16 protein-coding genes and 1 pseudogene are annotated in these 22230 nt (G+C 54.8%); 7 read left to right on the forward strand and 10 right to left on the reverse strand.

Going from position 1 to position 22230, the window contains the following annotated elements; all coding sequences use genetic code 11:
* Positions 1 to 41: 41 nt before the first annotated feature.
* From ACPYOJ_RS28240 to ACPYOJ_RS28250, 3 genes are all read right to left on the reverse strand, one after another.
* Positions 42 to 389, reverse strand: coding sequence for a hypothetical protein (locus ACPYOJ_RS28240; protein WP_481419196.1), 348 nt, complete (start codon positions 387 to 389; stop codon positions 42 to 44).
* Entirely contained in the window at positions 386 to 3334 is a 2949-nt protein-coding gene (locus ACPYOJ_RS28245; RefSeq protein WP_481419197.1) for a VPA1269 family protein, read from the reverse strand. Before ACPYOJ_RS28245 ends, ACPYOJ_RS28240 begins: the two co-directional genes overlap by 4 nt.
* A 284-nt stretch (positions 3335 to 3618) precedes the next feature.
* Entirely contained in the window at positions 3619 to 5073 is a 1455-nt protein-coding gene (locus ACPYOJ_RS28250; RefSeq protein WP_481419198.1) for a hypothetical protein, read from the reverse strand.
* Between the two features lie 258 nt (positions 5074 to 5331).
* Between ACPYOJ_RS28250 and ACPYOJ_RS28255 the strand changes: the two genes are divergently transcribed.
* Positions 5332 to 5778 carry a hypothetical protein gene (locus tag ACPYOJ_RS28255; RefSeq protein ID WP_481419199.1) on the forward strand — a complete coding sequence of 149 codons (447 nt, stop codon included), beginning with the start codon at positions 5332 to 5334 and terminating at the stop codon, positions 5776 to 5778.
* A gap of 343 nt (positions 5779 to 6121) precedes the next feature.
* Positions 6122 to 6280, forward strand: a pseudogene (locus tag ACPYOJ_RS28260) (GMC oxidoreductase); the annotation flags it as partial.
* Positions 6281 to 6303: 23 nt separating this feature from the next.
* On the opposite strand, the gene ACPYOJ_RS28265 reads toward ACPYOJ_RS28260, so the two are convergent.
* Complete coding sequence (locus ACPYOJ_RS28265) at positions 6304 to 7197, reverse strand: hypothetical protein (protein ID WP_481419200.1); 894 nt, start codon at positions 7195 to 7197, stop codon at positions 6304 to 6306.
* 232 nt (positions 7198 to 7429) lie between these two features.
* On the opposite strand from ACPYOJ_RS28265, the gene ACPYOJ_RS28270 reads away from it, so the two are divergent.
* Both ACPYOJ_RS28270 and ACPYOJ_RS28275 read left to right on the forward strand, forming a co-directional pair.
* On the forward strand, positions 7430 to 12124 hold the full coding sequence (locus ACPYOJ_RS28270; protein ID WP_481419201.1) for an AAA domain-containing protein: 4695 nt from the start codon (positions 7430 to 7432) through the stop codon (positions 12122 to 12124).
* Positions 12121 to 13512: a hypothetical protein gene (locus tag ACPYOJ_RS28275; protein WP_481419202.1), complete on the forward strand. Its 1392-nt coding sequence runs from the start codon at positions 12121 to 12123 to the stop codon at positions 13510 to 13512. The genes ACPYOJ_RS28270 and ACPYOJ_RS28275 overlap by 4 nt, the downstream gene beginning before the upstream one ends.
* A 560-nt stretch (positions 13513 to 14072) precedes the next feature.
* Here the strand turns inward: ACPYOJ_RS28275 and ACPYOJ_RS28280 are convergent.
* The 5 genes from ACPYOJ_RS28280 to ACPYOJ_RS28300 all read right to left on the reverse strand — a co-directional run bounded on the left by ACPYOJ_RS28280 (position 14073) and on the right by ACPYOJ_RS28300 (position 17382).
* Positions 14073 to 14708, reverse strand: coding sequence for a hypothetical protein (locus ACPYOJ_RS28280; RefSeq protein WP_481419203.1), 636 nt, complete (start codon positions 14706 to 14708; stop codon positions 14073 to 14075).
* Positions 14705 to 15397, reverse strand: a complete 693-nt coding sequence (locus tag ACPYOJ_RS28285; RefSeq protein ID WP_481419204.1) for a hypothetical protein — start codon at positions 15395 to 15397, stop codon at positions 14705 to 14707. The genes ACPYOJ_RS28280 and ACPYOJ_RS28285 overlap by 4 nt, the downstream gene beginning before the upstream one ends.
* Before the next feature lie 604 nt (positions 15398 to 16001).
* A complete protein-coding gene (locus ACPYOJ_RS28290) occupies positions 16002 to 16307 on the reverse strand; it encodes a hypothetical protein (protein WP_481419205.1) in 306 nt (101 codons plus the stop codon).
* The gene (locus ACPYOJ_RS28295; protein WP_481419206.1) at positions 16307 to 17104 is read right to left on the reverse strand and encodes an AAA family ATPase; all 798 of its coding nucleotides are present in this window, start codon (positions 17102 to 17104) and stop codon (positions 16307 to 16309) included. Before ACPYOJ_RS28295 ends, ACPYOJ_RS28290 begins: the two co-directional genes overlap by 1 nt.
* A gap of 143 nt (positions 17105 to 17247) precedes the next feature.
* Entirely contained in the window at positions 17248 to 17382 is a 135-nt protein-coding gene (locus tag ACPYOJ_RS28300) for a hypothetical protein (protein WP_283196531.1), read from the reverse strand.
* A gap of 66 nt (positions 17383 to 17448) precedes the next feature.
* On the opposite strand from ACPYOJ_RS28300, the gene drt2 reads away from it, so the two are divergent.
* The 3 genes from drt2 to ACPYOJ_RS28315 all read left to right on the forward strand — a co-directional run bounded on the left by drt2 (position 17449) and on the right by ACPYOJ_RS28315 (position 20735).
* Positions 17449 to 18810 (forward strand): antiviral reverse transcriptase Drt2, encoded by a 1362-nt coding sequence (gene drt2, locus ACPYOJ_RS28305; protein ID WP_481419207.1) that lies wholly within the window; start codon positions 17449 to 17451, stop codon positions 18808 to 18810.
* 57 nt (positions 18811 to 18867) lie between these two features.
* Complete coding sequence (locus ACPYOJ_RS28310) at positions 18868 to 19641, forward strand: competence protein CoiA (protein WP_481419208.1); 774 nt, start codon at positions 18868 to 18870, stop codon at positions 19639 to 19641.
* Between the two features lie 161 nt (positions 19642 to 19802).
* Positions 19803 to 20735, forward strand: coding sequence for a hypothetical protein (locus tag ACPYOJ_RS28315; protein WP_481419209.1), 933 nt, complete (start codon positions 19803 to 19805; stop codon positions 20733 to 20735).
* A 72-nt stretch (positions 20736 to 20807) separates the two neighbouring features.
* Here ACPYOJ_RS28315 and ACPYOJ_RS28320 read toward each other — a convergent pair whose 3' ends face one another.
* On the reverse strand, positions 20808 to 21446 hold the full coding sequence (locus ACPYOJ_RS28320) for a hypothetical protein (protein WP_481419210.1): 639 nt from the start codon (positions 21444 to 21446) through the stop codon (positions 20808 to 20810).
* Positions 21447 to 22230 lie beyond the last annotated feature (784 nt).

Raw genomic sequence — 22230 nt, forward strand, 5'->3', positions numbered from 1 at the left:
GAACTTACGGGGATCAACGGCGGATTTAGTGTTGTTGACCGTCATACTTCGACCCCTTCGTCTACCAGGTGCGTGACAAGCTTGGTGTGCGCGTCAGTCCAGATTGCTGTCATGTTGCGATAGTTATTCCTCACGGTCTGCACAGCGATCATCGGAATCCCTTCAATCGCTGCAAATCGAACCAATCCTTTGGCGTCCGGCCGGATTGGCCGATCCGTGTCGGCCAGCAATGCCTTGGCGATTTCGTGAATCCTGGCGCAGTTCTCGACCGACTTTTTGTGCCTGGCGTTCAACCGGTCCGCGGCGATGATTCCAAGCGACGCTTTCTCCGCTTCCTCCAGGATAAACGCACGGGCATCCAAAACACGTTCACTGCTGCTGACCGTCATGCTCCTGCTCCTTCGAGTTGGCGTTCACCACTTCGCGGGGATCGGTCCAGCCGTTCCAATTGAAGTCCCTTCACGAAAATATCCTCGGCGACGTCGTCTGGCAGAAGGTCGTTCATTTCGATCGCGCCAGCTTCCAACCTGATCAATTGTTGCTCACTGACCTCTCGCAGCATCTTTTTAATGGTGTGTCGCGCGGCTCTCTCGGCTTGTTCAGGCGAGCGCGAGGGCATGGCTACGGGTCGGTACCCGCAGCTGAGTGCGGCCTCCTGCGCAAACGATATCAGGACGTGGCTTACCTCCGGATCGTAAGTACTCTTATAAATCTCCGCGTTTTCGGCCAGGCCGAGAGCCTGTCGAATTTCGGATATCTCCGTATGGTCCAGCGACGAGTTCGGCGAGGTGATGAGGGTCGCGCCTTGATCTTCACCAAGGCCTCGACGTTCCATCTCTTCGAAAACAGCGAGCAGCCTGACGCACTCGGCAAGGGTCTTGGACAGTGGAACTTGGTCAAGGGTGACGGTATTACGAATAGTTTCAGTTGTTCTCTTCTTCCCGTACAACACGCGGAAATCCTCGTGGTTTCTGTCCATTGTGTTCAATTCGGTTTGCATCTGGTCGATTTCCTCTGTTAGCGCTATGACCCGACGGTTCATCCGACCTAGACGGAACAAGAGGTGGCAACCGTACGACCATACAGCGTGGGCGTATTCGGGCCCGGTCAGATGATGTTTGCACAGGAGGCAGTTTCCGTAGCCGCCTTCGACGATACCACCCTCCGGATTTCCATCGAGGCATCGTTGCCCACTGTATGGGCAAATTCCGAGGTCTCGTCTCTCCCATGATCCAATAGCCGATAGCGCCAATTTCAGAAGGTCTGGTGACCCGGCAACCAATCGACTGCTGGCGTCGTCGAAATCCATTTCCTTGGCAGTTCTGAACAGTTCGGCGCGCGCTCGCACCATTCCCGCAACATCCAAGTCATCAAACGAGCTGGACATGAAGCTCGCTTCGAACTTCGCGTAGTAGATAGACTGCAGTATGGTCGCGTGTCCTGCGAACATCTTGCTGACAAGTTCGATCGACAGTCCTGCCTGCAGAAGAATCATAATTCCCGCAACGCGCATTCCATGTGAGCTATACCGGGACTTTTGAACCTGTTTTCCAGATTTGGTCATCGTGACGAATACGTCACGATCTTCTTCAGCCGCGCTAGCGTTCCATCTGGTTTGTACCTCGAGCATCAAGTCGAGCCAAAACCTCGAGCATTGCTGGTATCTCAGCGGATTGATTTTCGTCGCATGCCTGCCAGCCGGCATTCGAAACAGTGGGAAAATCTTTGGAAGCGTATCCTTTGCACCTTCTTCGGGGTCGCCGTCGTATTCAAGTTGCACAGGGCCTTTAATTGGATTCCAGGTCTCCTGCCAAACTTTCAGGTCGTACAGCATCCGGTGTAGGTCGACGTTTTGCCAAGGGACCACGTATGCCGCAGAATGCTTGTTGGTATTGATATAGAAGCCGGTTATGCTCGGATTGTTCGTCATTCGAGCATAACCCCTATACGGATCGGTCCGCTCAGTGTTCTCCCAATAGCTCGCGTGAGGTCCCGTGTTCGGACCCCAGGCGAGCGTGTCCCCATTGAAGGTTCGTGGGTCGCCTTCGCCGCTGCACAGTCGGCGAACCTGCACCGTTCTCAGTGGTATGTCGAATAGAACCAGGTACAACGTCGGCAAGACAGGTACATATCGGTCTTCCCCTTGGATGAAGGCCCGGCACAAGGGATGCCTTCCCGGCCATCCATTCTCGCCTTCTTCGAGTATCTCCCTCAATATTTGATAATAGTGATAGGGAAGAGGCGTAGCGCGTGCCTCGTGGCGTTTTATGGCTAGGCCTCTCTCCTTGCGCTGTCTATTAAATGTGCGGTCGTCTTCCGCTGATATGAGCGGAAATAATCCAACTGTTTTGGAGCTTCCCAGTTGTCTATCCAGGTAATTGGAGAACCGCCGGATGAGCGGGAACTCGTCACCGCCCGACAATTCTTCAAGCCCTCTTTCAAGCCTTCTTTTCTTGTAAAATTCGAGAAAACTAACTTTACGGTTGGTGCGGAGGAAAGCACTGAGGTCCGTTGCGGTATCTTTGTGAAGGGTCAGGTAGTCCGCCAGATACCTCAATGATCCCTTTGGGGACTTTGACAACGGGGCTTCGCTGTTTCGCCACTGCTTCCAGTGACGAACCAAATCCGCCAGATGTTCTGGTGGATTCTCAAGCAGGTTCTTGGCAAACGACCCCTCGGTACGCCTTACCATGCCAAGACCCAATATATCTTGGTCGTTGAAGTGGCGTCCAAGAGCTTTTGCAATTACCTTAAATATTTTTTTGTGTATCTCAAGATTAGAGATAAACAAATCTGGCCTGTTGAAGCTGAGCTTATCGTGGTTGTAATAGAACGATAGCCATTTCGATATATTTTGTTTGCCGATATCATCGAAGCGAGTTGCTCCTGAAATACACATTGCCATTGCCGCTACGTGGTATCGGTAAAACCGCTCGTATCTCGCCCTGTTGTCGGAGAACTCGAGCGTTCCAAAAATATCATTCGGAATTTCGAGCTTGTCGAACATCCGAAGAACGTCCGCCCCCAAATCGCTGTTGTCCAGCATGTGATTGGCGACTTGCACCGGGATGCTATCCTTCGCCCCGTAGACAAAGTCATGAAGGCGCAATTGGACATTGCCGCTCGCGTTGTGTTTCACGAGCGTGCCGGCATAGATACATAGAATCGGGAGGTCCGATACAGCGCTCGCTTCCCACCTATCTAGTCGAGAGCGGAAGCTGGGTTGCAGGTTGGTGAGATTGGTCACTATCTCCGCAATGAAATCCCTTTCCCTCTCATTTTTGACGATGATGGTCGGACCGTTGTTGAAATGGACGACTTTAGGTGCTGGCAAGATACAACTCGACTGTTTGGCGTGGATCGGGATAGAGAGCCGACTGCCTTCACGGGCCCGGATCATTCGCGAGGTCGGTAGTCCACGGACTGGTTTCCTGACGCTCGCGGCGTTGGCCGCGCGTACGCGAAGGGAAGGTGGTCCCACGATGGCGGCACACATCCGCCGACGACTCGAAGCTCGATTGGACGAGATCGCGGTCAGTCCGCTTTGAACAAGCCGCGGAAATCGACTGACGTCTGCAAATGCTCGACGATAGGATTCGGTAGGGACGAGTTGGGCGCTTACCACCGCCGAAACCTCCCCCCCATTATGCTCTCGGCGTAGGTCCGCACGGACTCTTCCATGGTGCCAAAGTGCCGGAATTCCGATTCAAAGTTTCCGGTCTTTATCCGCTCTTTGACCTTTTCAGCGGCGTTGTGAATCTCTTCGTCGTCAGGGAGCGTGTAGACAATGCTGCTGAAGATGGATTTGTGATGCAGCTTGATCTGGATGGTCTGAATGCCGTCGCCATCTTCTTGGTGAGTTTTGCCACACAGATGTCGAATTGCATGGATTGTCGTTCCAAGGTTTTTTGCCACGTACATCTCGGGCAAATTTGCGAGTTTGGCGTAACGCCGGACTGCTCGTTTCCACGAGCGCCGAAACGCACTCATCGTGTAAGGGTCACCTACAACAATACCCAGATGCGGGATCGATTTTGGAAAGACGAGGAGATACGGATGGTCCGGATGGCCGAGCGCTCGACGTTCAGCCATAGCCCGCGCACGTACGTTGAGGATGTATCTCGCGAACGATTGCCCGAGGAATTCCTCGCTGCCCACCATCCAGTGTATCCTCGCTGAATAGTCGTCATCGAGTGCGGGCGATTTAAATCCGGCGTGGTTCTTCCCCTTGATCTCGGTGCGCGGAAGAAGGCCGTACTTCTCCTCCAATTCTATTCTGCGGGTCCGTCCGCTCTGCTCCTTAAACAGCGTCGGGCTTCTGAGATATCCCCGTATCCGGCCACCCACGACAGTCAGATCGTTCACCCAAAAGTTCATAACTTCGGAGCCGCGGATGCCGCCGAGGAGCAGCTTTGCTGCAAATTCGCCTGTTTCGTCGCGCCGGCGAGCCTTTGACTCCAAACGGAACCCCTTTGTAAGGAAGGGGACCAGGTGGTCCTTGGGAAACCGTTTCGTGGGGGACAGTATGTAAGGTCTTTTTCTCTCGTTCTTCTGTTTGAGTTTATCCAGTATCGGCTTCGGGGCGGCAGGTTCAGACTCAGGAGGGCCGTTGTGTCCGATACCTGCTTCTCCCCGGTGGGCGACACGGCTGAAACCAGCGCTTTCCCTTCTGGCCTTCTTGTAGGCTAAAGAAAACGAACCGCCGAAGAGGCCTGGGCACTTCTTTAGGAACGGGTCGTCGGATGAAACACTGGACGGCAGGTCCCTGACGAACGCATCGAACGCCAAGCCCAGACCATCTACAACGCGTCCCGACCTCGGCGACCAACCCAACGACGATATCCCATGTTGCCCGGCGGTAGACGAACGCGCGCCATAAAGAAGGAATCGGCAGATCGCGATCATCAGATTTTTGACCTCCGTCACGTCCGCTAGGCTCTCAGGAGAAATCTCCAGCTCGACGAGGCAATCCCATATCAGGCCGAGCATGGAGGGAAGCTTCTTCAGGGTGGTCGGTGAGGCTGAAATTCCGAACAGATATTTTGTGGCCGGCAGATATTCCCGGGATGTCACTTCTCCCTTGTTGCGTAGAAGCAAGACAGGCAGCTGCAGATGAGGGTCACTCGGATGAGGCCTCCAGCTGACTGTGTGGTAGGTCCCTGCGGGACGTAAGCGCCCATTCCACATAATACTGCCCGTTGTTAACCGCGACAAAGGCCGCCGCACTCCATGGACCAACCGTGCGGCAATCACTAATATGGAATCGCCCACAAGCCGGTTGGACTCCATTCGGCTAGCATACTCCAGATGAGACGCCAATAGCGATTTGAGATGACGGTAGAAACGGAACAGAGAGACAGCGATGGGACCATTCTTGAATCGCTTGAGATGCTGAAGGCGAAAAAGGTTACCTTGCTGCATGAGATGCGCACGAAGAACGCATCGTGGAAGCGTGACTTAGAGAAAATTGAAAACGCCATCACCGCACTCGAAGATGTGATGACCACCAAGGTCTCGCCTTCATTTGAGGGTGGCCCACGCACGACGAGAGGCAAAAAAAACAGTATATCCAGCAAGATAAGGGAATTCGCACTCAGTGAGCTAGCCGCGTCGGATCGCCCGCTTGACCGCAGCGAGATACTCAAAAGAATTGTCGACGCCGGGATAATGATCGAAACTCGTGACCCTGCGAAGTTCTTGAGCCGCGTCCTCTGGCGAACAAAAGAATTGATAAACGATGGAGGCGGTTACTGGTTGGCGTCGCGCCCCAGGAAATGATGGACTCCATTTTCATTTGATGTCTTGAATTGAAGTGGAGTCTTTAATTTGGAGTCTTCGAATACGTTTCAAAAGCGCGGCTTGTCTGATGGCGAATGAACGGGGAAGGTACCGTTTGTGCGTGCCGATCGACGGGTCTCTTCCCCCCGCCGCTCATGTTGAAATGTCGAAGCATTGTCCGAGCGGCTCACCTGCTAATGCCTTTAAATAAGGGCGTTTTCCCCGTGAAGGACAAGGGGACCGTTCGGCGCAGGTGGAGTCTTGTCGAGCAGACAGTCTTCTCGGTGTCGTTCATTCGATACAAATGGGTCAGGCATAGAGCCGGCTCCCTTTGTCGCTTATCGACGAACGAGCTGTCGTCGATGCCACGCTGAAGGTGCATGGGATCGAGCGGCTAAGAGTGGTCGATGCGTCGGTGATGCCGACGCTGCCTCGGGGAGACACAAACGCTCCCACCGTGATGATTGCGGAGAAGGCGGCGGACAGGATCTTGAGACGCTGAACGATCGCTGTGGGACGCGCCAATCAACGCTGGCCTAAATTGGAATCGTCAACATCCGTGTTTTCCTTCCTCGCGATTTCTTCGAGCCAGTCCCGGAGCCATGAAAATATAGAATGGCGGCTCATTTCACCGCGGTACAAACTGACGACCTCGCCCTGGTCCTGGTTTGATATAGGCCACGCCTGCTCGGCGGATTTGCAGAACACCGAACCCATGAATTCACCGAGTATGCCAACGTGAAATGACAGCCATTCTCGATGGCGGTGCATAATTACGATTGACCCCATCGGCCGTCTGCGACAAGCTGCTTGATACATTTGACCGTCGGCGCTGTCTGCCAGCGTATGGTCGAAACGGTGGGCAATTTTGATCTTCGAATTCTTGAGGGGGGCGTATGTCCCAACGTCCGCTCGCCTGAATGCCATCAGCGCCCGAAGTTCGTTGCAATCAATCCATTTGTTGATTTTGTCTCCGACCAAAAAACCGCCGGCTCCGAGCGCGATCTTTGCCAAGAACCTTAAATTATCGTCGACGTTGATCCGGTGCACACTCTTGAACAACTTTCCCGTTGTCTCGGCCTCATTGAGATAAGCGCGCGCTCTCGGGTCCCAAACCTGCAATGGCAGCGAGCTATCCGCTGGCAATTTAACTTGGACTGGCCGGTCATCCATTGTGGTTTTGCGCCAGACCGGCTCGACCGGACGTTTGCTGTGTCCGCGGGCATCGCTTTTGTTTCTCAAGATTTGAACGAAAAAGTCGTTGGCAATTGCGCCGTCGATCGACGTTCCCATCTTGGAATTGAATTCTTTGTCACTCCAGACGCAAAATGCGTTTGAGCCGCCTAAGGAAAGAGGAACGATGTGGTCCCAGTTGCCATCGTCCTCCGCAACTGTCTTGTCTGTATAAACACAATACATGGTGTGTAACATCACCTTTGAAATTACCGTCGATCCTGTCGTTTCAGTCTAGCGATCATTCGCATTGCCGCAATTGAAAGCGTAATGTCGCAAGTTGCCAGCTCAGGTCAGGCAGGTAGAAGATTTCACTCAGAAATTGTTATTCTCATCTCGACTTACTTCGAGAATCAACCGACATTCGCGTGTCCTGTGTTGCCGGCGAGCAGTGCACGACTGGGCCGGGGGGCAACAAATGGCATGCAAAGTTCGATATCTCAGTAGCGCGGGCATTCATCATCGAGAGGTGAAGGGTGTAGAGGCCCTAGCAAAGGTATTCCCGTCCAATTGGCTGATGTTCGCGTCACTGAACGCATTTCCCGCGAACAGCGCTCCGATTGAGATCGATCTATTGGTTGTCATGGACGACCGTGTTGTCCTGCTTGAACTGAAGGACTGGAACGGCCCCCTTACGACGAAAGGCGACATGTGGGTTCACGGAAAACCCCAACGCTCGCCGGTTCAGCTTGGAAACGACAAAGCCAAGAAAGTTAAAGGCATCTTGCGTGGACAAGGTCAGCTTGGCCGATATTATGTCGACTCTCGTGTCGTTTTAACGGGCACTTCCACTCGTGATCTTCTCCCGGCGGATGAGAAACCCTATGTCCTGACCCTCGAGGAAGCTAAACTTCTCGGAGATGCAAAGGACCGAAATCGCCTGCTCGGCACGGTGACGTTTCACAGTGTCAGGCCAAACATGCTTGTCAAAGACTTTGACAAGGTGTTGGGCAATCCAGCGTACTTCCAGCCAATGAAAATGAGTTGGGACGGCTACAACGTCACAGACGAAAATTTCTTTGTCCATCGGAAGGACATTTGGCGCGAACATCGCACGCAGCTTGCCAAGGAAGAGCGTATCAAGGGCCTGTTGCGGCTGTTTCGCTTCGACAATTTGCCCGTTGGCCTGAATGAGCCGCAGGGCCGTCGCCTAATAGCAGATCGAGAGCTGAAGACGGTAGCCTATCTCAGCGAAAACGGAAGCTGGATGGCCGAACGGGGCATCCTCAAATCGGTCGGCAGTCCGCCAGATGAAGTTTTGACGGAACATTTTCAATTGCTGGCGGTGCCTCCCGGGTGGACCACGCTTAGGCGGTATCTACAACGAAATGGCTCTGATCTTGAAGGAGAGCAGCGCGTTGACATCATGCATACGCTGACGTCGATGGTCGCCGAGTTGCATGATAAAGATGTAGCTCACAGAGACATCGGCGGTGACGCGGTATGGTTGGGTGAGCCGACCGGTATGAATCTCACGGGGTTCTTCTCGGCGCGTCTTCCAGATGATCAGTCGGTCGGGGACTATCTCGAGGTACTTGGAACCTATGCGGAACCTGAACCCATATCGAATGGACTGGCCGCTACGGCAAAGCAACGTGACGTTCTCAGCCTCGGGCTGATCATGCGTGAACTTGCTGAATTCGAAGGCGAGGAAACGGTATTTCCTCCCGGATGGATGGAGGTCGCGGAGAAGGCCGTGGCGTCGCCCGACGCCCGTTACCGTGACGCCTGCGAGCTCGCTGATGCGATCGGCGAACTTAGAACTCCTTCGGGACCGGCTGTGGACCAATCGCGACTGGATGAGTTTGAGACCCGCACAATCCCCTATGTCGTCTACTCGCCAGCGGGGGCGCTAACGAGCGGCGGTAACTCGACTCGCTATGACAGCAATCATTCGTCTGGCAAGGTGGTTGTGAAAGTCTGGAATGGCATCCAGAGAGGCAACGCGCATCGAGACCATGCACTCCTAGCAATGTTGGAGGTGGGCGCTGCCCTAAAGGGCGTCCCTCAGCCAGGCATAGTCCATGTCGTCGATAGTGGACTTTCGAGCATCGGGCCTTTCGTCGTAACGCGATGGGTCGATGGAGCCTCGCTTTCGAGCTATCAGGCTGAGGACGAGAACCAGCTTCTCGACGTTCTTCACGATCTGGTTGCCGCAGTTAATTCACTCCATGCGAGAGGCCTAGCCCATGGCGATCTCCATCCGGAAAATGTGATCGTAGGAAGTGGCAACGCGGTAACGCTCATTGACCTCCTCGATATTTCTCGAACCGATGGCGGCCGGCTGCGAAGCATGTCTTGGGTTCCCGAGGATCATGAGAGAAAATCGGATCAGGAAATTGATCGTTATGCCGTGTGTAAGATGGTCGTTGGCCTTGCTGAAAGCCATTCGAGCTCGGCTTTCACGAACGTCGTCGAAACGGCCCGCCAAGAACTTGGGCGACATACCGTCGAAACCCTCGATCCTCTCCTCGAAGCCATTTCGATGGAACAAAAGAGGCGTTCCAAGCCAGCTCTTCGGACCTTCGTGCTGCAGTATCCCGGCTTGCCTACCGGCCCTTTGAAGGGAGTAGATGATGCGCTCTGGGTGTTAGCCCACAGGACCGCCGGCGGCCTGGATGTGTTTTGGATTACCGGTCCAGAGCGCCGATTGTTGCTGAGGATGCGCAACACTGAAGTGGATGACGTGCAGGTTTTCGAGACGGGCTTCAAGGAGCTCGGTCGCGGCCACGCCATTCCCATCGCACTCACTTTGAATGCTGGTCCTGCCCAAGGGCTGCAGGAATTTGCCGAGTTCCTAAGAGATACGGTACCGGTTCAGAAACCCGACGCTGGTCCCGACGATGCTGAACTCGAGGAAAAGGACGAAGTCGACTTCTATGACGATGAGCCTCCGGAACCCGAGTCGCTCGGAACAGCATCGTTGGACATTGCACGGATGTGGGTTCGGTCCGCCGAGCTCGAGGAAGATTCTGTTCCACGTGTTCGGATCGATCGCCGTATTCCAGATGTAGGGAATTCGGCGAGCTACTACTACGAAGCAGCAACTCCAATCGAGTTTGAAGACGACGACACGGTAGAGGTGCGACTGGGGGGATATTCTGGTCGTTTGATAGGATATCTGGATATTCCGAACTGTGATAATCGTCGACTGTCGGTACGGGACCAGCGCTCACCAGTTTCCGAGGGCGAATTCGTCGCCTTGGTGGACCGAAGGGATCGCGTCTCGAAGGAGAGACGACGTAAAGCGGTAGAGCGCATCACACGCCGATCCAGCGTTATAGCAAATCTGATCGATTATTTTGATCCCACAATGGATGCGCCGGAGGTCAGCTACGATACTCCCGAATCGCTGAAGAAGATTTCCACGTATCAGTTAAACGAAGGTCAGCGAACCGCTTTCCGGTCCTTGGTGGAGACCGGACCTGTTGGGCTTCTGCAGGGCCCGCCGGGGTCCGGCAAAACGAAGTTCATAGCCAGTCTAGTACATTGGCTGCTAAAAGATGGTGGAGCGAGACGAGTACTCGTTGCCAGCCAGTCCCACGAGGCCGTCAACAACGTGCTGGAGGAATTGCTCAAGACTTACAGGAAGCATGGCGGATATGCCGACCTTCTTCGGGTTGGTTCGCGCGGTGCCACAGAGCGGGTTCGGCCGTACCAGGCCCGTTCTTTGAGAGATCGACATCGGGTCCGGTTTGAAAATGGCTTGAAAACGCGGGTGGCGCACGCTGCTTCCGCGGTAGGAATTCCAAAGTCGTTCGTTCTGGACGTCATCAATGTCGAATTGAAACTCGGCGTGCTCAAACGCTCAATTGAAATGGCAAGGGCTGCCGCTCTGGGCGATGTGGCCCAAGAAGAGCGGCGTCGCTCGGGTGCTCGGATACGGACGCTATCTAGGGCGTTCGCCAGGGAAGCTACCAGGATTCTAGGACGTGATGTAGGCGTAGACCCGACGGACATCGCAGAGGCTCTTCAGCAGGCTTTCGATGCAGTGCGGGCCGCCCACCCTAAGGCGTCTCCAAGCGACCTAGTGACGGTCCAACAGCTGATATCGCTTGCCAATCAATGGAAAGAAACGCTTTCTTCAGGACATCGGAACTTCGACGAATTTCTTGCGAAGACGCGGCGGGTGGTCGCAGGGACATGCGTCGGCCTTGGTCAGTCGCAAATTCGTTTGGACCAAGGAACGTTTGATTGGGTAATCGTAGACGAGGCTGCGCGATGCACGAGTGGGGAACTCTCCGTGCCGCTGCAACTAGGAAGCCGTGTCGTCTTGGTCGGTGACCAAAGGCAGCTCAGGCCCATGGTAGATAAGTACGTTCAAAAGTCGCTTGCCGAGGAGTTTTTCGACGCTGAAGCTGCGCTGGACAAAACAGACTTTGAGCGAGCTTTTGAGTCATCCTATGGACGTCGAAACGCTCAGGTTCTCGACGAACAGTATAGGATGATTCCCGCAATCAGCGATCTCGTCTCCGAGACTTTCTACGCTCCCTATGGTGTTAGACTAAAGCCATCCAATGACCGCGAACACGATAGGGCCTTTGACTGCCTTCCAAACGATCTAGCAACCCCTGTTGTCTGGTTTGACACTGCGGATATGTCTGGCGCGACAGAGCGCGACCGCAACTCCGGACGCGATATCTGGAATGAAGCCGAAATCACCGGCGTGATGTCGATACTCCATCGGCTTTCAAAAGAGGCCACACTCCTCGAGACACTGTCCAAGCGCGGTGAGCCGGCAATCGGCGTCATTTGCATGTACAGCGAACAGAAACGACGAATTGAACGCGAATGGTCTCAGCAAGCATTTCCTGAAGAGTTCCGTCGGATTGTCGTGATCGATACCGTCGATGCGTATCAAGGGAAAGAGAACGAAATTGTCATCGTGACCTTGGTTCGCTCTAATTCCGAAAAGAAGTCTGGGCATGTAGGTCGCGAGAATAGGTGCAATGTAGCAATTTCTCGCGCCAAGGAGCGTCTCTACATCCTTGGTGACACCTCGATGTGGTCGGACCCGAAATGTCGGTCCCCTATGAAGACGGTACTCTCGAAGGTGAATTCCATGTCTCAGACAGATGGGCAAGTAAGACCTGCCACGGAGATTGGCCAATGAGCGAGGCACCTGATCGTATCGTCGTTGACTCGATCGATTTCCAAGTATCGTGCCGTCGCTTCACAGTCCGGGCCACGATCACACGAGATCGCCAGCTCCCCGTCGTTGATGAGTTCGTGTTGCGGCTTCTGGCCATACTGGACAGAATGGCCGTGAGTCGCATGCGGGCGTGGTTTGGCTTCACGACCAGTGAGATGCAAACAGTTCTCACGGATATGGGTCGGAGAAATCTCGTGGAGATCGTAAACGACGATGTCCAACTTGCCCCTGCTGGCCGAGAGCTGTTTCGCTCTTCGTCCACGTCCGGCGTTCCGCACGTGGTGGAAACCTCGCCGATCATAGAAAACGTCTGGTACGATCTCGTGAGTCGAAATATGGTTCCACGGTCACGTGCTCGGTCCGCTGACTACCTCGTCAAGGTGGCGGAGCTTCCAGAGGCTCGCGATATGCCGGAGGCGTTCGCCCGCGCCGCGTTCGAGGAGAATTTCCGAGACTACGCGAGACGAATTCGTCGTTTTCCCGATCCTGACGCAGTGAATCTTTACTCGGTGTCGGACGTCGAGGGTGGCATTTACGGCTATCAGATATTACGCGCAGATTTGGTCCTCGACATGGACCGGCTGAGGGTTCGGCCGACTTTCACGGACCTCAACGACAGCGCTGCGAATTATAACAAGCTGACTGTAGCCGCAAGCGATGCATGGCATCTACAGGTTGGGGCCGACACCGCGTCGAACGCGGCGGCCGAATTCGAACGTATGACCGGCGATTCACGGTTCGCCGACGTTATTAACAATCCTGACAGCACTGATGCGTGGCGTGAGGCACTCGTAAGCCTACCGCTTGAGGGGGCAGAATTCATCGCGTCCACAGGTGCACCTTATCTACCGCGAAATTTCGATCGGTTGATCGCTATGGTGGGAGATTTCCAAGCACCAGATCAGGTCTGTGAGGTCGTCTGGTTGAGACCGAACGGCGCGACTTGGGGCCGAAGTCTTAAAGTGGGTGAAAGCCTTGCGAGTATAGGCCACGCCCTGCGAAACGCGGGTAAAAGGATGCGAACGACTCTTGTTATGCCCCGCTCAACGCATAAGACCGTTCGACAGAACCACAAACGTTTGTTTGATCGCGGAATATTGCTGCCTCAGGGGCATTTGCCAGCCAATATGGAAATATTGCTGGTGGCCGGAAAGGTCGCCTTGGTGAATGTTCACCTGCCGGTGGGAAGCCATTCGGTCCCGGTTGGAGGCATCGTCTTCAACACGAAACGACTAGCGCGAATGTCAGAACGTCTTACGTCCAGTCAGGTCGAAGGATGGGAGCAGGTATGGGACGCCCCAACGTCGCAGACAAATTCAGAGCCTATAGAGCAGTCTTCCCATCGATGACGGCTTCGGGCCAATAGTTGACATTAATCGCCAGCCGCTTCGCGTTCGAGAACTATTGGGCTACCCCGATGCGAGCAATGCCCGCAACGGGAGATGAACGGTCGTTCGCCGAGAAGCCCACGGCCTCGGCAAAAGACTTTTCCTTCATTCCAAGGTCTTGGCGGAAGAGCTTAAACGGGCCCCTCGTACCGCGACATTCCTTCCGCCCGGTTAGTCGCGTCCTGTGGATAGTTCGGGTGTGCGATGGCTACGCCATTCAAGCGAATTCGAATGGGCAAGACAAATGCTGCCGGTCCTTCGTATAAAATCGAGTCTGCCCTCGTCTTCGCGAGAGAGAATTCTGAGATCAATAGGACTACGAAGCAGATGGCTGTTTACCGCCTTAGAAATTACTCTTCCCACTTCGTAGGTTTCGACGAGACAAAGGATATCGATATCGGCCGGTATTGTATCCTCGCGGCTAGCGGACCCGAAAATGTACCAGTCCGCATCCAGTCCGATATCTTGGCACTCCTTGATCATCTTAAACACGCCTACCAAGTAAACATCATCGCCAGAGATCACTTCAAGCGTCCGAGATATCGAAGTATACCTGCGATTTCAAAGACCTCCGCCCCCATGCTCTCCGCTGCCTCCGCCACGCCGTCGAGTATGGAGCCGTTCGGGTTGTTTTTCAGGACCAGATCGAACTCTCCGAGGCGCTCGCGTGCATTCCGAATGTCCTCGGGGGCCAGATCGTAGTTGTAGACGAGCGCGATCCTCAGGACCTTCCCGGTATCGTGACGAACGGTCAGCAACTGATCGTTGATAAACCCGACCTGTTTGACCCTCGTGTGCTGTAACAGCGCGCGGCGCGGGAACTGGATTTGGGGGTCTCGAGATTCTGCGGGAAAGTCGGCGTCCAAGGCTTTGAGCAGCACGCCATAGCGCCCCCACGCGACACCGTTCGCCTCGCAGAATTCGATGGCATCGGCCCCCCACATGCCCACCTTAGGAAAATTGACGATGACCTCAACGCCCGACGCGGTGAGCGGCTTCACGTGGTCGAGGAAGACCATCTTCTTGGCGATCACGGCCGCCCGAAACGTTTGTTTTTCAGGCCGCTCGATTTCGACGATCTCTGACGTCACCCAAGTATGATCGGAGACATCTCGGCTCGCTGTCAAAGCCTTAGAAACGAATTCCTGCGTGGTCATGCTGCGATGTCCGCCATTTCAGTCGGGAATCTGATGTTGGGGATTTTTAAACCCTCCAGGTGCCGAAGAATAAGGCCTTTGACGTGCAGCCTGAACTGCTCGACGACTTCCCGCTCGCCATCCGTCAGCAATCCCATGTTGCTATCGACGAATAGAAGAATCTTGTTGCTGTTTGGAATAATCGTCGATCGCATCCGAGCCCGCCACATGTGCGCCTCTTCGGCTTCGGGATTTGCCTGATACTCGAGATCGGGACCTGTAGTTTTATGGACTGCCCGGTTTTCGCGGAGAAGCTTCTCGATTTCGGAGCGGAGCTCGGCTCGGGTCTTGAATTTCCGCACTCCGAAAACCTGACGTATTCTCTCCACGTGGCCACGCTTCCACGAACCCATAAGGGTCGCCGGGTGGGTTTCAGGCGTTTTGTCCGCAAGCGTATGACAATTGGCGCAGAGCAAGATTATGTTCGCGTAGTCGCCCCTTTCCTCTTCGGTCAACGTTTCCTCTGTTCTCGGTCCTCCGTCGATGGCTGCGAAGATGTGGGCCATCTCGGCAATGTGCGGGTGCCCGTCATGTCCTTCGGGGAATAACGCTGTGTTGCATCCCGGATTCTGGCAATACCCGGCGGAGTCCACGAAAAGTCTCAGCTTAGTTGCCGCGTTGGGATGAGCTTTTCCTCTGGAGCAGGCCACGGTGGTTCCTTTTCACGCGATCGAACGAGGTAACCTCGGCCTCAAATCGGTACGGCGATTTCTCGCGCTCTCACTTGATTAATATCAAAGTGTAACGTCGCGCTATAGTTGTTGACATGTAAACAGCATTAAATCTGCTTAATGCAGGAACTCATCCCCGGCGGAATCTGGGAGGCAAAGCTCGAGCGGACGTGCCGATTTCTTTGATGCTGAGGTCAAAGCGTGCGACTAAAATCTGATACACAGGCCTTTGATAATGTCGTGGGGAGCCATCGCGGAAGTCCGGCACCGTCCGTAAGGTCCTCTACCAGACGCGAAAAAGGCCACATCCGAGCAACATACCGTTCTTATCTACTCGTAGTTTCGGGTATCTTCGACCGAAGAAACTGACGATCCGGATTCGTGTCATCATTGACTGGCTGGCGATTTATCCCCGCCGCTCACATGACGGCGATCACGTGTGATCCGTTGGCAATTGCAAATGACCGGTTTGGGCCCGAAAGCAGCCGTCAGTGGGAGGCTAAGTGCCAAACCCGGCACCTAACCCACCATAAAACGAACTAGCGGTGCTTGCCCAGCAAAGGCAGTTATATCCGGTGAGCGCCTAAACCTTCGCCCGGCGCATCAGTTCATCCAAAGCTTCCCCGTATGACATTCCGGTCTCGTTGCAAAACGTCTTGAACCGGTTGATGACCTCGATCGGTGCCCTGACGAATGCTTGGTCAAACGGCTGGGATGGCTTACGCATACGCGCTACTCTCTCGACAGCTTCACGGCTTTTGAAGCCGGCCCTGTCGGCGGCCTTGTCTCCGAGGCTAAGGTCGTCCTTGGAGGGATCGTTTCCCTCGCGCGGAGAGAATTGGGACACGTCGAGTTTGCGCTCGTCGCCGAAGCCAAAATCTCTTGTCATCACGCAGCCTTCTCACCAGAAAGCTTCTGGAGAAGCTCGAGCACCTCACCAGTCAGCTGCATTGCGTTGTCGATGGCGGCGGGAACGCCGTTGATCGCTGCGGGGTTCAGTTCATGAAGCGCCAATCGCTCCATGAACATCGCGTTGTAGGCCTCACGACGATGCAGGTGGGTGCTCATAACGGGTAGGTTTCCCTTCCGCATTTGCTGGCTGATCTCGCGTTCGATACGGCGAACGAACGGTGGCGGGCTGGTCCTATTGAAAGTCAGGGCAAAGTTCAGCTTTCGGCCGATGTCCGCTTCGCTTTCACGTACCAAACTGATAGCCCGGGCTGCCTGTTGTGCATCGAGTGCACTTCCAGCCAAGGGTATCAGCGTAAGGTCGCTCCGGATGATCGTTCTGGAGGTAAGCCGGCTCGCTGTGCCTTCAAGGTCGATGAAAACGAACTGTGCCTCTGCCGCAGTCTCGTTGATCAAGTCACGAATGTTCGCTTCGGTCGCGTCGCTACGAACCTGTATCGGCAGGGCGCTATTCCCAGAACGCCAGTCGGTGATTGGCTTGTTCGGGTCTGCATCGATGATGATGACAGATGCACCCTGGTGGGAAAGGCACGATGCGATCGCCAACAGCGTTGTGGATTTTCCAGCTCCGCCCTTTGGGTTGGCGGCGCAAATTATTGGCATTGAATATCCTCCACGACCGAGTGCACCAGAGCCTCTGTCGATACTTGTAAAATTCCGTTCAATCAAGCTTTCATGCATGACATCAATCAAGCTATCAATGATGATATCAAGCATGATAGCGCGAACGCTTTCATGCTTGATGCGTCAAGGCGTGCCACGACCCTGTGTTCAGCCTGGCATTCTGGGAGGGCGGCTACCGTATTGAAGTAATTTGTGTATTTCAGGCGACACGAGATTGCAGAATCGGGTTCGCACACCTACGTTGTGTTTGCCCCTGGAATTGGCCAGCGGGTCGGACCGTTGAGACTGTCAAGTTCGAAGTTGCTTCCCGGCAGGACGAGATCGATGATCTTCGCCACCAGGTATGGAATGATGAACGAGATATCGAGCATGGCTCGGACCTCCGTGGTTACACAATACCGCCTCGCGTTAATAGACCCGTGTCGGGATCGCATTCGATGCAATCGATTGAGGTACAGACAGATGGCGGCGTGCGTTCGGGAAGTGTCCAGCTCTACGAGTTGGGGTCCAGGGTCAGGATCAACTCCCCGAACTCTGCGGAGCCGCGACGCTTGATCGATTTAGGCTGGTTCGCTCCTCGAGGATATAGGCATTTCGATCGTCAGGTCGGCCCGTCGTTCGCGAAACAAGTGCTGCAGCCGGACTTCGTGGAGGTTCACTCGTTCTCGCCCATGATCCACTACGTCAAATCCGAGAAGCGCTACAAGCCAAAGGATCACAAGACTAGGCTAAAGGACCGCGCGATCAAGTTCGCGTCACATCGCGACGCCTGCGTTCTCTCCTATTATGCTTGGTTGCTGAACCATCGGTTGGAGGCGGCCTATGCCTCGCACGAGATCGATGAAAACGTCATCGCATACCGGTCGCTCGGCAAGGGCAATTATCATTTCGCATCGGACGTGTATCGCTACGCCCGCTCCAATGCACCCGTCGCCATATTGGCCTACGATGTAACGAAATTCTTTGACACCCTCGATCACCGACTGCTCAAGACCCGGCTCCGACGATTGCTCGGCGTCGAAAACCTTCCAGAAAGCTGGTTCAAGGTCTTTCGATTCATGACGAAATTCCGCTTCGTCCACCTGGATGACCTCCGCGCGCAGCCTACCTTCTTACAAAGCCTTCAACGAAGGACGCGGGACCCGATCGCCACCATCGCGGAGGTGAAGGCATCTGGCATCCCTATACACGAAAACCCGAACACATTCGGCATACCGCAGGGAACACCGATCAGCGCGGCGTTTTCCAATTTGTACATGCTGGATTTCGATATTGCGATGAGCGCTTACTGCCGCTCGATCGGAGCGCTATATCGGCGTTACTCTGATGATATCCTCGTCGTGTGCCAGCTCGAACATGCACGAGACGTAGAGGTCAAGATCGAAGACCTTCTCGCGGCCGACGCGCTGGAGATCAGCAGGGACAAGACAGAAGTGTCCGAGTTCGACCCTGCAAACGCTGCGCTCGCATCGCGGAAGGCCGCGCAGTATCTCGGCTTCACCTTCCACGGGGAAGGTGCGGCAATCCGCCCTAGCTCGCTGTCGCGGCAATGGCGCAAGATGCGTAAGGGATTCCGTCGCACCCGCGATGTTGCCGCGAAGGCGATTGCTCAAGGCAAGGCCAGCAAGGTTTACACCAAGAAACTGCGAAAGCGGTTCACTTCGGTCGCAGCCCGCAATTTCTCGTCTTACGCTCGACGAAGCGCAAAGCTCTTCGATAACGGAGACATGATTTTGCGCCAGTTGAGGCGGTTCGAAAAGGAAGTCGAGCGAGAACTCCTGCGGTTGAAGGACCCTTGATAGCAGCCTGAGCAAAGGACTAGCCGAATGCTGACAGCAAATTGGAACGGCACGAGCGTGGACGCCGCGATCTCCGCAAAGGGTTTTTCTTATCACTGCCCGGAATGCGGTCAGCCAGTTACCCTGCGTAAAGGGCAGATCAAGATCGCGCACTTCGCGCACAAGCCTCCAACCGACTGCTCTTGGGCAAAGGGGGAGACGGCAGCGCACCTCGAGGCTAAGGTCGCGCTGCGTGATGCATTTCGCAGACTGGGCTATGTCGCCAACTACGAGGTGAACGTGCTGTCCATTCAGGGCGATCGCCGCGCCGACGTGTTCGTCACGTCGGCAAATGGGCAGAGCCGGTGGGCGTTCGAAATCCAGCACACACCGATTCTGTATCCCGCCATCGAGGCGAGAACAAAGGCCTACATCGCAGCGCAGGTCCCGGTTCTATGGGTCGGCATCCTTTCATCAGATATAAAAGAGAATTCCAAGCCGACGCCCGGCGGCATTGTTATCTCGAAATACACGATCCGGCCTTGGGAAAAGTGGGCGAAGGCGCTCGGCTACAACGAACTGTGGTACGTCGATCCGTCCGACGGCAGCCTCTGGCGAGGGGAGTTCGGCGACCACACGATCGATGTCGCGTCGGCCACGTGGTATGAAACGGGAGGGGTTGAGCGTTCGGTCGGGGGATACACCCGAAAGTCAAAGCGCTGGAGAACTTTGACTCTACGCGGACCTTACGGCGTTCACCAGCTCACCATTGGCACGAGATGGCGCACGGCGTGGTCTTCGCCGGCATTCTCACTACCCCAAGGCATGATTGCCTCTCTCGGCGTCGTTTAACCGAAAACAGGCTTGGGAGTGCGTCGTGACAAAATCTGCGGGCGGTAGCGGACGCGGCCTGCCGCCGCCGGCATCTTATGGCAACCCAACATCTCCAGGATGCGACTTGACCACTCGTCTCAAAATGATCGATGTGCTTCGACACAATAGGGAGTTCAGGAATGCTTCTACAGTTGAGTGATGCGATGCAGACCGTCGATCGGTTCGAGGCCCTTCTTGCATCTAAGGGAATAAGCATTCCCGCGAACGGCGTGTCGGGCGACGATATGCTTCCGTTGTGGCTAATTTTGAAGCACCTTCGTGAAGGTTTCCCCGGAAAGCCCGATGACTTGCGCGACGAGTACACTGCTGGAGTGGCGGTCCATGATTTGGCCGCCAAGGTCTTTGCAGTTAGAAACCATCCGGACTTCGGTTCGCTCGTCCCGCACCTGGAGATGTTGGCTTCTGGCGCGGTACATCTTACCAAAGAGCCGCCATACGGTAGTGCCGACGTCTATAATAAGCTCATCGAACTTTACTGGGCTTGTCTCTTGATGGGCAGCGGGGTGTGCATCAATCTCGACCACCCCAAGCACTCGCTTGGAGATAATCCCGACGTAATCGCTGTAGGTCCGGAAACAAGTCGGGCCTATGCATTCAAGACAATTAGGTCGCCCCATACGCAGAGCCTTTTAGATCACCTGAGAAAGGGGGTCGACCAAATTGAACTGTCTGAAGCCAGCGAAGGAATCGTTGCATTTCAACTGACGCCGCGCATCGCGAAAGCCGGTCTGTGGCCGGAGAACGGCTGCTACATCGACTGGCGTATTCCTGCTGCAAGGGCCGTCGAACTTTTCACTCAGATGGTTTCCCAAGTTGTCATCGACAACGGACAAGCAGAAATTGATCGAATATTTGCTGGCAAGAAAGCGGTCGGCGCGGTCCTTTGTCTCGCCGTATTCCCCACAGTTGCCCGCAACCCTTTGACTGGAAATCCGGTGGTAATGCCGATTAAGGTAGCTACCTTGGTTGAGGTGGCCCCGAGTCATCGGATTTCAGTTTCACTACATGCTGAGATTGAGGCCGCAAACCACAAGATGCAGACCGAGCTTTGAGGTGCTATTCCTCGGCTTCATTGGTTTCATCGTCGCTTGTGAGCGGTTGCGGCTTCGGCGGCGCAATTAGCCTCAGATGTCCTGATACATCGCGAACCCCACTCTCGTGGTCTCGAACGCCATCTGCGCCATTACGGAATCCCCGACCTTGAAGCCGTGGCGGGCAAACACTTCGTACAGTCCCGGGCCACCAACCATCAGCGATAGCCGACCTGCGCCACGGTCCCTGGCCACACCCTTCAGCCGTTCGAGGAAATCGTCAAAAATGTTGAGCCCATGGTAATTCCGAGCTCCTTTGACCGGCGGGGTATCATCAATCGGACGACGATTGTTGGCGAACTCGACGTCGGCTATATGGATGTCGTCGGGAAAGCACTGGAGTAGTGTCACGTCCACGAAGGACATGGTTGGATCGATCTCGTTGAAGAACCGCGTCGAATACACATCCGTTACAGGTTCCCGCCCGAGTTCCTTTCGAACGAAATCATAGATGCCGACCATCCCGCTATTGATGATGGGAGCGATTTTGAAAGGCTCTTTCGTCACTCCCCGATGCACCATCTCATCCCAGACGTAGAGAGAAACGCCGACCACATCATTGGGGCGGTGGGCCTCCAGCGCATCGATATCGGTCGCGACGATCTCTTCCCGAACGTCATCAAACATAGGAATGAAACGGTCGCGGGGAACTGCGTCGCTTAATTCGGCCATCTGTCTCTCCTCCCGGTAGGTGTGAACATGTAGCTTATAGTTGTGTAACCTGCAATTATTTCGGCGGCCGCACAAAAATATGCGGCCGCCGGCCGAAACTGTTCCTACGTCATCGATCCGTGGATGAAGAGCTTCAGTTTGTCTCACGCGATCAGGAAGCCGCGCCTCACCTCGTGCAATGAGCCCTCGAAGATATGGTCCTCATGTTCGATGGAGACCACGTCGTCGTATCGCTGTGGGAAGTCCTCGGACAAAAAAGGGAGCACATGAGCGCGTCGAAGCCGTTGAAGATGCGTTCTATGGCGATCACCTGTCGCATCGCATCCAGCGGGAAGCCAATATCGTTCATCTCGCCGCCAAGCAACTCTTTGATTTCTTCGCGATGGCCCGCCGGGTGGCATCTCTACAGCCAACGACCGCTTTCGCAACAGCCCGTTCGCCGCCACAGTCGATATCCTCACATCGCAAGAAAGATCACCCGCTACTCCTCGAAAGTTGGCTCGAGCGTTATCGGCAGTACTCATCAATCTGAGTTCGTCAAAGAATGATGGAAGTGAACGGTGCCATCTATCATGACGGGTAGATGGCCATTGCGGCTCTTCCCGCTACCCCATAGGTTGCCAATCGAGACTTCCGACTCAGCAATCAATCATACCCTTGAGACAGCATAGCCGCACCGGCCCTATAAAGAATACAAAACCCATCATGAACCTCACCACCCATAACAAGCTCATATCGTTCATCTGGTCGATTGCCGACGATTGCCTCCGCGATGTATATGTCC

Source organism: Rhizobium sp. SVR5-9E, assembly GCF_056755095.1.

Bases quoted from the DNA above. Each gene is read 5' to 3' on its own strand.
- ACPYOJ_RS28265 (WP_481419200.1), bottom strand. From the start codon at position 7,197: ATGTATTGTGTTTATACAGACAAGACAGTTGCGGAGGACGATGGCAAC.
- ACPYOJ_RS28300 (WP_283196531.1), bottom strand. From the start codon at position 17,382: ATGCTCGATATCTCGTTCATCATTCCATACCTGGTGGCGAAGATCATC.
- ACPYOJ_RS28255 (WP_481419199.1), top strand. From the start codon at position 5,332: ATGACGGTAGAAACGGAACAGAGAGACAGCGATGGGACCATTCTTGAA.
- drt2 (WP_481419207.1), top strand. From the start codon at position 17,449: ATGCAATCGATTGAGGTACAGACAGATGGCGGCGTGCGTTCGGGAAGT.
- ACPYOJ_RS28290 (WP_481419205.1), bottom strand. From the start codon at position 16,307: ATGACAAGAGATTTTGGCTTCGGCGACGAGCGCAAACTCGACGTGTCC.
- ACPYOJ_RS28320 (WP_481419210.1), bottom strand. From the start codon at position 21,446: ATGGCCGAATTAAGCGACGCAGTTCCCCGCGACCGTTTCATTCCTATG.
- ACPYOJ_RS28280 (WP_481419203.1), bottom strand. From the start codon at position 14,708: ATGACCACGCAGGAATTCGTTTCTAAGGCTTTGACAGCGAGCCGAGAT.
- ACPYOJ_RS28275 (WP_481419202.1), top strand. From the start codon at position 12,121: ATGAGCGAGGCACCTGATCGTATCGTCGTTGACTCGATCGATTTCCAA.
- ACPYOJ_RS28315 (WP_481419209.1), top strand. From the start codon at position 19,803: ATGCTTCTACAGTTGAGTGATGCGATGCAGACCGTCGATCGGTTCGAG.
- ACPYOJ_RS28295 (WP_481419206.1), bottom strand. From the start codon at position 17,104: ATGCTTGATATCATCATTGATAGCTTGATTGATGTCATGCATGAAAGC.
- ACPYOJ_RS28240 (WP_481419196.1), bottom strand. From the start codon at position 389: ATGACGGTCAGCAGCAGTGAACGTGTTTTGGATGCCCGTGCGTTTATC.
- ACPYOJ_RS28270 (WP_481419201.1), top strand. From the start codon at position 7,430: ATGGCATGCAAAGTTCGATATCTCAGTAGCGCGGGCATTCATCATCGA.